This window comes from Acinetobacter nosocomialis NIPH 2119 (assembly GCF_000368085.1).
GTDB classification, from domain to species: Bacteria; Pseudomonadota; Gammaproteobacteria; order Pseudomonadales; family Moraxellaceae; genus Acinetobacter; species Acinetobacter nosocomialis.
In genome coordinates this window covers 117681-130443 of the sequence record NZ_KB849239.1, presented here as the reverse complement: position 1 = coordinate 130443, position 12763 = coordinate 117681, and the positions used below count along the sequence as shown (strand labels likewise).

Here is a 12763-nt window from a genome sequence, read left to right as displayed (position 1 = left end):
GAAGGCTAAAAAGCAGAAAGCGGCTGAAGATGCTAAGCGTAAAGCTGAAGCTGATGCTAAAGCGAAACAGCAAAAAGCGGCTGAAGAGGCTAAGCGTAAAGCTGAGGCTGAGGCAGAAGAAAAAGCTGCATCTGCCAAAAAAGCACAGGAAGAAGCTGCACAGAAAAAGGGTGAAGCCAAAAAAATTGCATCTTCAGCGAAACGTGATTTTGAACAGAAAATTCGAAATGCTTGGGATATCCCAGCAGGAACATCGGGTCAGAAAGCAACTGCGCGTGTTACTCTCAGCGATAGTGGAGCTGTATTATCAGTTGTTGTTAGCTCTAGCAACCCAGATGTTAAAGCGAGTGTTGAAGCTGCAATTCGTTCTGCTGCACCTTACCCAATGCCATCCGATCCTGATGCTCGACGTGAAGCACGGTCATTCAGTTCAACATTTACTGCAAAATAAGTATATTGTTACATGCTTTAAATAGTTTAAGGCATGTAACTATGTTACAAAATCCACAGTCACAAAAATGCCTTCAATGACTTTAAACCTATGAAAACGACCCGCAAACACCTTCTAGCCTTAACGTTGCTTACAGCATTAAGTCCTCTTGCACCGACAGCTGCCTTTGCTCAATTACATTTAGAAATTGCAAAAGCACCTGATCAGGCGCCAAAAATCGCTATTGTTCCATTTAATAATGACAATGGTCTCTACCCTATTGTTGAGACTGACTTAAACCGTTCAGGCCGCTTTACAAGTTCATCAAAAAATTTACCTGCAAATGCTGCAATTAACCAGATTCAAGCATCTGATTGGCAAGCTGCTGGTATTCCATATGTTGTTACTGGACAAATTAAGCAAACGGCTGATGGGTTTGAAGTTCATTACCAGCTTTATGATGTACAAAAACAGCAATATCTTCTGAATGAATTGCTAAATGTTCCTGCTTCACGTGTGCGTCAAGCAGGACATATGGTAAGTGACGCTATTTATCAAGCATTGACTGGTATTGCAGGTGATTTTAGTGGTCGTATTGCCTATGTACTACGTAATCCCGCAACCCCAGCGGAACGTTACACCTTACAAATTGCTGATACAGATGGTGAACAACCAAAAACTGTTCTCTCTTCACGCGACCCGATTTTGTCTCCGGCATGGACTCCGGACGCTAAAAAAATTGCTTATGTTTCTTTTGAAACTAAACGCCCAGCAATTTACTTACAAGATCTCTCTACAGGAACACGTGAAGTACTGACTAGCTTTAAAGGCTTAAATGGTGCACCAAGCTTTTCCCCAGATGGTAAATCAATGCTATTTACAGCATCGATGAATGGTAACCCTGAAATTTATCAAATGGATTTATCAACTCGCCAAGTCAAACGTATGACAAATGACTCAGGCATTGATACAGAAGCACGTTATACACCAGATGGAAAAGCTTTTATTTTCACATCTGACCGTGGAGGCTCTCCTCAAATTTATCGCTATGATTTTGGAGATGGCTCAGTAAAACGTTTAACATTTAAAGGGTCGTTTAATGCTCGTGGCACTTTAAGTGCAGATGGTAAAAAAATTGCACTGGTGCATCGACCAAGTGGCAGTAACTATAAAGTTGCTATCCAAGATATTAATACAGGCATTGTCAATATTCTTACCCCAACCAGTTTAGATGAATCACCAAGTTTCTCACCAAATGGGCAAATGGTGGTTTACGCAACTCGTGAAGGAAACCGTGGTTTACTGTCTATCATGTCCACTGATGGTCGTTTCCGTATGAATTTACCGAGTGAGCAAGGTGAAGTACGTGAACCAGCCTGGGCACCTAAATAACTTTTTCTTCCATTGATGGAGATGATGATGAAATCAATCAAATATTTGGCTTTTCCTCTACTTAGTGTAGCGCTTGTCATGACTGGTTGTGCGAGCCGTAAACCAGCAACAACTGCAAATGCTGGTACTACAAACCCAAGCACCGTAAACACAACAGGTTTAAGTGAAGATGCTGCATTAAATGCCCAAAATTTGGCAGGTGCTTCATCAAAAGGTGTAACTGAGGCAAATAAAGCTGCTTTAGCTAAACGTGTTGTTCACTTCGATTACGACAGTAGTGATTTATCTGCTGAAGACTATCAAACTCTTCAAGCCCATGCTCAATTCCTCATGGCCAATGCAAACTCAAAAGTTGCATTAACTGGTCATACAGATGAGCGCGGTACGCGTGAATACAACATGGCTTTAGGTGAGCGTCGTGCAAAAGCCGTTCAAAGTTACCTTATTACAAGTGGTGTAAATCCACAGCAACTTGAAGCGGTAAGTTATGGTAAAGAAGCGCCAGTTAATCCAGGACATGACGAATCAGCATGGAAAGAAAACCGCCGTGTTGAAATTAACTATGAAGCGGTTCCTCCCCTATTAAAATAAAACATCTAAAAAAATAAACGCCCAAATATGGGCGTTTATTTTTGCATTCTTAATTTAAGAAGATTTATTGTCCTCTTCTTCTGAATGTTGCATTGACTCAATCAAATCGTGCTTATTAAAAGCTTTATATTCAGGTTTTGCTTCATAATCTTTCCAAGCCTCCTGAACACTTTCTTTCGAAATTTCTTCTAAATTGATTGGTTCACCTGCCGTTGGGGTCGCATCAAACTTCTTAGTTGTCATTTCGATTCTCCTAAATATACATTCCTTTGCTATGCAAACAACATACCACGTAAAATGGGGCTTGTAAGCATAAATGCAACACAAATAAAGTAAGATAATTTTTATTTTCCGGCATTCTCATCTAGAATATGCCACGTATTTATTTGACTCATTTTGATGCTTGCGCACAGGAGCGTTTTTTTATGTCCAACCTCACATTGTCCCAATTTTTACAACAAGAAAAAGGGAACCTTACACCTGAGTTGGCCCAAGTTATCGACACGATTGCGACGACTTGTAAAACCATTGACCAAGCCTTACAAAAAGGTGCATTGGCTGGAATTTTAGGTAGTGCAGGTAATGAAAATGTTCAAGGTGAAACACAGAAAAAACTTGATGTGATTTCTAATGACTATTTAATTGATGCTTTAAAAGTTCATCCTCACGTAGGTGGTCTTGCATCTGAAGAACTTGATGATTTTACACCTGCGCAAGAAAACGGCAAATACTTGGTACTATTCGACCCATTAGATGGTTCAAGTAATATTGATATCAACATGTGCGTAGGAACAATCTTCTCAATTCTTCCTGCAAAAAATGCAGTTACACAAGCGCAAGATTTCATGCAAGCAGGTACTCAACAAGTCGCTGCTGGTTATGTGTTATATGGCCCATCAACAATGATGGCTTTAACAGTTGGAAATGGTGTAGCTTTCTTTACTTTAGATCCAGAAACACAAACATTCTTACTTACTACAGAGAATGTTCAAGTATCAGCAGATACTCAAGAGTTTGCAATTAACGCATCTAACCAGCGTCATTGGGAACAACCAGTAAAACAATATATTGAAGAGTTACTTGCAGGTAAAACATCTGTACGTGAAAAAGATTTCAATATGCGTTGGGTAGCATGTATGGTGGGTGATATTCACCGTATTTTATGCCGTGGTGGTATCTTCCTTTATCCATATGACTTAAAAGATCCGAAAAAAGCTGGTCGTTTACGTCTAATGTATGAAGCTAACCCAATGAGTATGCTCATTGAACAAGCAGGTGGTTCATCAACTACAGGCCGTGTTCGTATTTTAGACATTGAACCAACAGAGCTTCACCAACGTGTTCCGGTAATTATCGGTTCTAAAAACGAAGTTGAACGCGTAACAAGCTATCATTAATAATTAAATTATAGAGGGCGTCATATAGTATGATGACGCCCTTTTGGATATATCCTTATGGCGGTTATTTTTTTAGAATCAAAAGACAATGCAAAAATTAAACATTTGCGTGGTTTAATTGAACTCAATAGCGCCCGAAAAAAGCATCAACAAACGGTTCTTGAAGGTACTCACCTTTGCCTAGCTTGGTTACAACAACAGAAAAAACTCTTTTCTTTGTTTACAACTGAACAAGCATTGGAACACAGCGATTTAAAGAAAATAATTGAGCTCCATCAGGGTCATGTCTTTATTATCAGTGAAGTTTTATATAAAGACTTAAGTACCTTAGGTAATACGCTTCCTTGCTTAGCTATTATTGATTTGCCTAAAACTACCTCAACGATTGACTATAACGTAGACACTCTAATTCTCGAAAATGTACAAGACCCAGGTAACGTAGGCACATTATTACGGTCTGCAGCAGCAGCGAATATTAAACAAATTATTTGTACACAAGGCTCTGCCTCACTTTGGTCTCCACGTGTTTTAAGAGCAGGTATGGGCGCACATTTTAGCCTGTCTTGCTTTGAAAACTTTCAATTGACCGATATTCTTCCTAAATTCGATATTCCTGTTTTCGTTACAAGCTCTCATCGCTCGACCAGTCTTTATTCAAAAGATCTTTCAAAACCATGTGTTTGGATTTTAGGCAACGAAGGACAAGGCGCAAGTGATTACGCTTTAGAGCATGCACAATCAGTAACAATACCGCAACCAGGTGGTCAAGAGTCGTTAAATGTAGCAATTGCAGGATCAATTTGTTTTTTTGAAATGGTTCGCCAACGCCAATAAAACGTTAATTTATTTTACATCGCTCATATTTGTGAAAAAAATCATTTACACTACTAAAAAATAGCCGATTGTTGTCAACCTCCCACCTCTTTTCAACGTTATATAAGAGATATATTGAAGATAAGGTGGGTACGTCCAATGACAGGATTTTCCATCTCCATGGATTTAGCACCGAAAAAGTCTCGATCGGAAGCATCTAGTGTTCATGCCAGCACGGCTGAACAACGCCTAAAGGTTTTTATGCAAGATGTTACTGGACGTGCTTTAGTGATGATGGAAAGTGCTACCCAAGGTCAACAGGGCATTGCCATGGACTTGGTTCAAGAAGCATTTATTGCTTTACACAAGTCTTATTCTGATCGAAGTACTGAAGAATGGTATCCGCTGTTTTATACCATTCTAAACAATAAACTTCAGGATTGGCGCCGCAAAGAAGCTCGTCGAGCAAATCCATTTTCATTCTTCAAAAAAGTTAGTCTAGACAATGATGATGAAGAAATCATTGATATTGTCGATGAAAAAGCAATCAATCCAGCAGATTTTCTAGATCAAGCAGTGACCATAGAAGAAATTCAGGAAGCGATTGCAAAACTACCTGTTCGCCAACAACAAGCTTTCATGTTACGTGCTTGGGAAGGTTTCGATACCCACACCACAGCGCAAATCATGAACTGTACTGAAGGTAGTGTAAAAACCCATTATCATCGAGCAATTCAGGGACTTAGAGAGTACTTAGCGCATTTAAATCCCATGGGAGGTTCCAATGAATCATGATGATTTCACTAAAAAGGTGACGTCTAAACTCGATAGTTTGGCCCATCACCATAAAAATAAAACAGTGGTGATGAATCATGTGCTTGACCATATCCAACAAAAACCAGCCTCTTTTTATAGTGTCTGGAAAATGACTGGTTTTGCACTTGCAGCAGCAATTACTGGTTTTGTTATTTTGCCTAATTCGGTAGATATGATGGATAAGCCACAAAATCAAGTGGTTGTAAATCCTAAATTATCACCACAAATGGTGGAAGATTTAGAAATGCTGATGGTGTTGGGTGAGGATAAAGTTCAACATGGTAGCTAAAAAGTTAGCACTTATCCTTTGTTCATTAAGTTTCCTGCAAACCAGTTTTGCGGGTTTTGAACGTTTCTGGATTTTTTCTAAAGATGCCAATACTCAAGTAGATGATACTTGGAATGCTTTGTCTGAAGAAGAACAACGAGCAGTAATTAAACGCTATCAAAGCTTGAAAGAATTACCAGCAAACCAAAGCGCTAATCTGCAACAACGTATGGATTGGTTCAACCAACTTCCAGATGCAGAAAAACAGAAAATGCGTGAAGCTTGGCAAAAAATGAGTACACAAGAACGTAATGATTTACGTCAACGCATGCTCAAAGCAAGTGCTGATGAAAGAACCGCTATACGTGAAGAATATATCAACAAATATTTAGAGCACTAAAAACTGTTTTTTAATAATGTGCTATTCAAAAATATAACAAGTAATAAAAAAGCCTCCTATGGAGGCTTTTTTATTTATGCTTATTTACGGTAACGTCTATAAGCAATTAAACTTAGTAAGGAAGCAAGAGAGAAAATTCCAATACTTCCTCCACCTCCACTTCGAGAATCATCTGTTGTAGTTGCTGTACTTACTAAATTAATCGTTCCTGCTTTAGCTGAAATAGTTCCATCTGCATCATAAACATAATAAGTCAATGTATCATTGAAAGTATTAAATACATTTTTTGCTTGAATATAGATGTTACCACCATAACACGTATTTTTACTATCTTTGCCTGGACATGGACCTTCCCGATCAGCTTTGACTACCGTAAAAATTCCATCTTTTGATGTTTTACTCGGTAAGTAAATTGGTAGCTCAGCACCTTGATCATTTACCCAAAATGGAGATTTATTAGGTTTAGTACTAAGTGTATTAACGGGTCCATCACCATCATCATTTGCATATTTAAGTAAATTTAGTGGAATAATTTCATTAGCTAAGTATTTAAAGCTTATCGTACCATCTCCTGAAACAGGGGCAATATTGGCAAATTTCGCTTTAATCAACCCGCTACTCAGTTCCTCCCCAGTTTTAGTAGTAATTGTATATTTACAAAATTCATATGTTGTATTTGAAGTAACATCATCATCAACACGATAAAAGAGAATTTGCTGTACTGTCGGATTCCACTCACACCGCTGATTTTTCTTAGTCTCAGTATCAGATGTTAAATCTTCTACTTTCTGCCCAACACCTAGTGGTTCTGCTTTAACACTATAATCAGTCGTATTAAAAAAATTCAATACATGATTCGTGTCTTCACTTGGCAGTGGAAAACCATAGTTTTTTAAATCTATATAGATAGCTCGATATTTTGTATTTACATGAGCAGTATCATTCTTAAATTTATCAAGTAAATCCTTAAATTCAGCTAAACGAACTTTATAATAAACAATAAAATTTGATGGTGTAGTTGAATCTTTTAGCAAACCATCATACAAATCGTAACTTTTCTGAAAAGTATCTAGTAAAGTCGTAAATGAGATATTGCCTAAACCTTCTAAGTCACCTGCTGTAAGCTTCATTAATTCAATTGAACCAATATCACAACTATTTTTAATGTTGCCTAGCGTTTGATAATAATACGTATTACTTACTAATCTGGATAATCCACGTTGGTCTTGATTTTGACATGTACCCTTATTTTCCGTATCTACATCGATCAAATCTGTTGCTGAGAAATTATTTTTAGGGTAATAAATTGGTAAAAAACCATTATTCTCATTAGCTTCTTTTAAAGGCTCTAATAAAGCACTAAAGACTTCATTTTTTATATCAATATTTGTATTTCCTGTAGGAATTAATTCTGTAGGTACATCACATTTTGGACTATCACCTGTTAAGTTTAATGCATTAAATTTCAAATTTAATCCAGTATCTTTTTCAGCTGACGCCGCTCCTAATAAATATTTACATGCATAAGAACCTTTATTAAATGCTAATACATTAAAATTTAAGTCTTTTTTCCCTAATTTATCATATAGAAAAGTTGTATTTGCAGAGTTCTCAACTATTGTATTGTTTTGCAATGCTAAACTACTAGATGAGCTTAAATTACTAGTTTGATTCTGTGAGGGATCAGCATCTCCAGTAAATTTAAGAATACTACCATTAGTCAGGCTGGCTATATTTTTCGCAATTGTATTATTCGTAAAAGTCGCTGTAGGGCTACCACAAAAGTCAAAAGTACTTATAGAATCTGTTGCCCCATTGTCTATAAAGCTATTTGAGTCAAGCGATAAAGTACGTGAGCTGTATGTGTTATTAAACATACAACTCATTGCAAGAATACTACCTTCAATAGAAGTCTTACCATTGCCTTGGATCAAGGAATGATTCATCGTCAAACTAGCATTACTTCCTCCCAGATAAATTGCTCCACCTTTAGGAGCTTGCGAATTTAGAATCTGGCTATTTTTTAGAGTTATATCCGCACCAGCATAAATTGCACCACCTTGTTCAGTACTTTTGCCATTTTCTAAAATGATATTAGTCAACGCTAAAGGTTGTTGGTAAACAGCTGTATTAAAGATACGTGATTTTCCACCAGCATTTATATGGGTTTGAAGCGTTTTTTGAGCTGGATAGTCATTAGTTAAGACCCCTTTTCGCTCCCAATCTGTTGCCTCTTTACCAATGATATTTAAAGCAACTTTAGGAGTTAACTCTTTATTTAAAGTATAAATACCAGCTTCGAGTTGAATTGTATAATTCTTATCGATTGCGGGAACTTCACATCCTCCATAAGATTTTCGCATTTCTGCTGCTGTAATAGCTTCACGTAAAGAACATGCATTCATGTTCTCATTATCTTCATCATCAAATGTTGTAACTTTTATTGTGGTTTGAGCCATTAAAGGCATTGCTGCAATAACAGCAATCACACCTAGTGCTTTTTTATAATTTTTCATAGTCCTCATCCCTGATTATGACTTGAAACGGCGTAATGCAATTAATCCAAATAACCCTAAAATTAATCCACTACCAACACTTCCCCCTCCACCTGTGCTCACAGACTTATCTTCGATGCCAGATACAGGTTCTTGGACTACAGTTGCAGGAATAGTAATATATTGAAAATCTGAACCATCATTAAATCTTGATACACTCGTAACAACTTGAATTTTAAAAATGTCTGCACCATGCCAATTTCCATTTGGTGTGTAAACAACATTTCCATTCTGATCTAAAGTAACAGTACCTTTAGAAATTGGCGTATCAGTACTTTGTATAACTTTAAGACATCCAGGTTGCCATTCTTTACCATCAGGACGGTCACCAAATAAACGTTTACATGTAGCAGGAGTGACCAAATCTGCTTCACTCAAAGAGCCTAAAATACTAAATTTTGCAACTTGACCATATTTAATATCTTGGCCAACTGGAGCAATTTGGTTATCTAAAATATATTCAATTGCACCTAAATCACAAAGTTCATCGTAACCACTACGATTTTTACCACGTTGATCATATCTCTCGCAGCTTGCTAAACCAATTGAAGTAGCATCACTATAAAGACGACCTTTATTAATGATCAATGAGTCAGATAAACTTTGATAGCTTTCAAGTAAACGAGGCTTAAAGAAACCTAAAAAACTATCTTTGGGTGTATTGTAAGGACATAATAATCCTGTCGGAGAAGTTACATCACATACCCCCTCATCACTGTCACCAGCAATTAATTTTTCATTATTTGGATAAAGAATATTAGGTAGCTTTGCAGTAGCATTACGATTACATTCTGCTGTAACTAAATTACTTTGTATGACGGCCTTGTCAGTCGTACTTACCTGACAATTAACAGTATTTCCTACTAATATACTATTTGAAACCGAGGCATTACTTTGTGGAGCATCAAGAAATAGCCCTTTATCATTTTTAATCATGGTAATGTTATTAACAAACATTCCGTCTCGGACGTTCGCAATAAAACCACCTTTATTATGAAAAATTGTACTATTACTTATACCAATTGCTCTGGAAGTTAAATACCCCCCTGTACTTTCATCGGCAAATTTAGTTTGTGTATAAAGTAAAGCATTATCTGCCGTTGTAACTTCATTATCACGTATTACTGATTGAGTAATAAAATAGAGTGGCATTTCGCTATATAGAACGCCACCTTGAGCTGCTTTATTATTCTGAATTAAATTATTGATAAGCGTAACGATACCAGCAGTATTTGCCGTATTAGATAAATTACCTGCGTTATAAATTGCACCACCTCGTGTTGCATAACCATTTATCAAACGTGAATTTCGAATAATTAATTGTTCATGGTTATAAATCAACCCGCCTTCTAATGCTGTCGTACTAGAACCTGCACCTTGTAAATTAAGATCGCTTAAAGAAACAGAAAAAGATGCTTTTTCAACATTCTCATCATCAATCTTAAATAGCTGATCTGTACCCACCATTTTTATTGTCGCGTTATGCGAACCTGGTTGATCGTCTACTAAAGTAGAATCATTTTTTGCTGTACTAATTGTAAGAGGAGCTGTAATCGTTATTCTGCTATTTAAGCTATATTCTTGATCGCGCTGTAAAATAATATTTGATGAAGCATCTTTATTTCCACAACCATGATACCCATTTGCATATTTTTCAACGTCAGCTGCATTAGATGAGCCACGATAATTTAGGAACTGTACAGCTTCCCTAAGCGTACATACCGTATCATCTTTATCTTCATCAGCTAAACTTGTCACTTGAATATCAGCAGAATAAGCGTGCCCAGCAGCAGCCAATAATGCAAAAGCAATGCTCCGTTTGAGCATACCCTTCTCCTTACCTATTTTTTTCATTTTTCTTTGTCAATATTGCAAAGTGTCCACTTTTGCAATCGCATCCTTTGTGCGTACTTTGTCACAGGAATCAGAATTTCTCAAGATATTTTGATCGGCCTATCCGGTCATTTTGTTCATATAACTTTATAAATATTTGGTTATTTAAGCATCTATTGATATATGAAAATTTTCTTAGGAAAAAATTTAACAATACACTTTAAAGTTTAAAGCATAAGTATTTAATAGTTCATTATTTTTATAGCAAAAAACCCAAGTTCACCCCAACCAAAGAAATAACGAGATGTAAGAAACAATTTATTGTTGGTATTCGTCAATCAAAGCATAAATTTGTCTTAACGTTGCATTTGAAAGTTTAGTCTTTTCACCTTTAAGAAGTTTTTCTAACTGTGCTACGGTTTGTAATAAAACAGAAGCTTGATGCGGCCCATGTAAAAGTAAATAGTCGACAATCTGCTGATCGAAATGGATACCACGTCTCGCCATAACAGAAGTGACTAAAGCATAACGGTCTGCATATAAACTTCCACTTGGCACTTTTACACTGACCGCTTGGGTAAGACGTGATTGTAAGTCTGGTAACTCGAGTTTTAATTCAATCGGTGCAACACGTGAAGAAAATACAAGTTGTCCTTCATGGTTATTCATTAAATGAAACACAGCTTTTTGCCAGTGCGGCACGCCACTAATAGATTCAATATCATCTAAAGCAACTAAATCATAATGCTCTAAACAAGTAATTGCCTCAATCGGAGCATCAAGAAGTTCCAACAGTGAAACTTTTATTGCTGACTTGCCTACTTCTAAATAAGAATCACAAATCGCTGAAAGCAAATGACTCTTACCTGTTCCAGCTCCACCATAGATATAAAATCTATTGACTAGACCTGCATGTAGTTGACGCACTGCATCGACTACATGCCCCCAACCTGGTCCCGAAAAATCACTGATTCGGGCATCAAGTTGAGGTTCTATATCCAGTTGGAGTTGACGCATATAATGAATTGGCCTTGAAATTATTTCTGATCTGAAAGATTTGGTGTATCTGTATCTTGCTGTGTTTTAACTTCAAGATCAAGTTTAGTATTTTCAGTTTCTACATGAATTTGCTGAATATTACCCTCTTGCACAAATAATTCCGAATACGCACCATAAAGGCTACTCTTTTCATAGTTATCCCTTAAGTGCTTTAAGAGTACAACAATGACCGCAGCCACTGGTAATGCGATGAGCATTCCTAAGAAACCAGCAAGTTGCGCGCCTGCCAAAACAGCAAATACAACAGCAACTGGTGAAAGACCAATTTTATCACCGAGTAGGAATGGTTGTAGAATATAGCCTTCTACAGCTTGACCAATCATAAAAACCACACCAACGAGTAACAAGTGAGTCCAGTCCATTCCAAACTGAAATAGACTTGCAATAATGGCTGCAATAATGCCGACTGCAAATCCCAAATAAGGAATAATACTGGCAAGGCCTGCCACCATACCAATAATAAGTCCAACCTCTAACCCAATTAATTGTAGACCTACCGCATAGACCACACCGAGCAAAAGCATAACGAGGAACTGACCTTTAACAAATGCTCCTAAAACACTATGGCATTCACGAACGATTTGTAAGGTAGTGGCTTCATATGGTCGTGGGATGAGACGACGTAAGTTCTGCAACATACGGTCCCAGTCTAATAAAAAATAAAAAGCGATAATTGGAATTAAAACGAGTGTTCCACCAATCTGAATAAAATTCAGACCTGATTGTGCAAGCTTTAATAAAACAGCCTGAATGCTATCGGCACTGTAATTGGTCTGGACATAATCCATAACCGCTTTGGACATTTGATCGGTATCGATTTCCATTTGTTGTACATGGAAGGTCGAAGAAATCCAAGGCAGTAGCTCTGCATTAATCCAATGAATTCCAGCAGGGATACTATCTCGAGCATAAACAAGTTGTTTCCAGATGAGTGGAACCAAATACCATAATGCAACAGTTAAAGTTACACCGATACCGATAAAAACGATGCTAATTGCCAACCAACGAGGGAGCTTAATTTTTACTAGAACATCGACAAGTGGACTGAATAAATAAGCCAGGAAAAAAGCACCAAGAAATGGAATGACCACAGGCTTGAGCAAGTATAATACCCATACCAGCAATACAATACCTGCGAGTAAGAAAATACGGCGCAGTATACGATCTTGCATAAAATCTAGCCTTTTTTGATTTAATCGTTATAAATGG

The 12763-nt window shown here is 37.2% G+C and carries 13 protein-coding genes; 8 read left to right on the top strand and 5 right to left on the bottom strand.

What is annotated here, in order from left to right:
* From F984_RS22980 to pal, 3 genes are all read left to right on the top strand, one after another.
* Nucleotides 1-451 (top strand): TonB C-terminal domain-containing protein (locus F984_RS22980; RefSeq protein WP_004707489.1); only part of this gene is annotated, 451 nt, incomplete at its 5' end.
* 90 nt (nt 452-541) lie between these two features.
* Nucleotides 542-1822, top strand: a complete 1281-nt coding sequence (gene tolB, locus F984_RS04735) for a Tol-Pal system beta propeller repeat protein TolB (protein WP_002052600.1) — start codon at nt 542-544, stop codon at nt 1820-1822.
* 27 nt (nt 1823-1849) lie between these two features.
* Nucleotides 1850-2413 (top strand): peptidoglycan-associated lipoprotein Pal, encoded by a 564-nt coding sequence (gene pal / locus F984_RS04730; RefSeq protein WP_002052670.1) that lies wholly within the window; start codon nt 1850-1852, stop codon nt 2411-2413.
* 54 nt (nt 2414-2467) lie between these two features.
* Here pal and F984_RS04725 read toward each other — a convergent pair whose 3' ends face one another.
* Nucleotides 2468-2656, bottom strand: coding sequence for an NF038105 family protein (locus F984_RS04725; protein ID WP_004707487.1), 189 nt, complete (start codon nt 2654-2656; stop codon nt 2468-2470).
* A gap of 182 nt (nt 2657-2838) precedes the next feature.
* Here F984_RS04725 and F984_RS04720 point away from each other — a divergent pair, with 182 nt between their 5' ends.
* The 5 genes from F984_RS04720 to F984_RS04700 all read left to right on the top strand — a co-directional run bounded on the left by F984_RS04720 (nt 2839) and on the right by F984_RS04700 (nt 6107).
* The gene (locus F984_RS04720; RefSeq protein WP_004707484.1) at nt 2839-3810 is read left to right on the top strand and encodes a class 1 fructose-bisphosphatase; all 972 of its coding nucleotides are present in this window, start codon (nt 2839-2841) and stop codon (nt 3808-3810) included.
* A gap of 57 nt (nt 3811-3867) precedes the next feature.
* Complete coding sequence (locus tag F984_RS04715; RefSeq protein WP_004707481.1) at nt 3868-4644, top strand: TrmH family RNA methyltransferase; 777 nt, start codon at nt 3868-3870, stop codon at nt 4642-4644.
* A gap of 159 nt (nt 4645-4803) precedes the next feature.
* A complete protein-coding gene (locus F984_RS04710; protein ID WP_004707480.1) occupies nt 4804-5418 on the top strand; it encodes an RNA polymerase sigma factor in 615 nt (204 codons plus the stop codon).
* Nucleotides 5408-5728, top strand: coding sequence for a hypothetical protein (locus F984_RS04705; RefSeq protein WP_002052599.1), 321 nt, complete (start codon nt 5408-5410; stop codon nt 5726-5728). Before F984_RS04710 ends, F984_RS04705 begins: the two co-directional genes overlap by 11 nt.
* Nucleotides 5718-6107 carry a DUF3106 domain-containing protein gene (locus F984_RS04700; RefSeq protein WP_002052406.1) on the top strand — a complete coding sequence of 130 codons (390 nt, stop codon included), beginning with the start codon at nt 5718-5720 and terminating at the stop codon, nt 6105-6107. Before F984_RS04705 ends, F984_RS04700 begins: the two co-directional genes overlap by 11 nt.
* Before the next feature lie 80 nt (nt 6108-6187).
* Here the strand turns inward: F984_RS04700 and F984_RS04695 are convergent, their stop codons facing one another.
* The 4 genes from F984_RS04695 to cxpE form a co-directional block, all read right to left on the bottom strand.
* Entirely contained in the window at nt 6188-8623 is a 2436-nt protein-coding gene (locus tag F984_RS04695) for a CSLREA domain-containing protein (protein WP_004707473.1), read from the bottom strand.
* Between the two features lie 15 nt (nt 8624-8638).
* A complete protein-coding gene (rbtA, locus tag F984_RS04690) occupies nt 8639-10489 on the bottom strand; it encodes a rhombotarget A (protein ID WP_004707471.1) in 1851 nt (616 codons plus the stop codon).
* Nucleotides 10490-10813: 324 nt separating this feature from the next.
* Nucleotides 10814-11512 (bottom strand): DnaA regulatory inactivator Hda, encoded by a 699-nt coding sequence (gene hda / locus F984_RS04685; RefSeq protein ID WP_001249536.1) that lies wholly within the window; start codon nt 11510-11512, stop codon nt 10814-10816.
* A gap of 20 nt (nt 11513-11532) precedes the next feature.
* Nucleotides 11533-12726, bottom strand: a complete 1194-nt coding sequence (gene cxpE / locus F984_RS04680) for a chloramphenicol efflux transporter CxpE (RefSeq protein WP_002052735.1) — start codon at nt 12724-12726, stop codon at nt 11533-11535.
* Between the last annotated feature and the right edge of the window lie 37 nt (nt 12727-12763).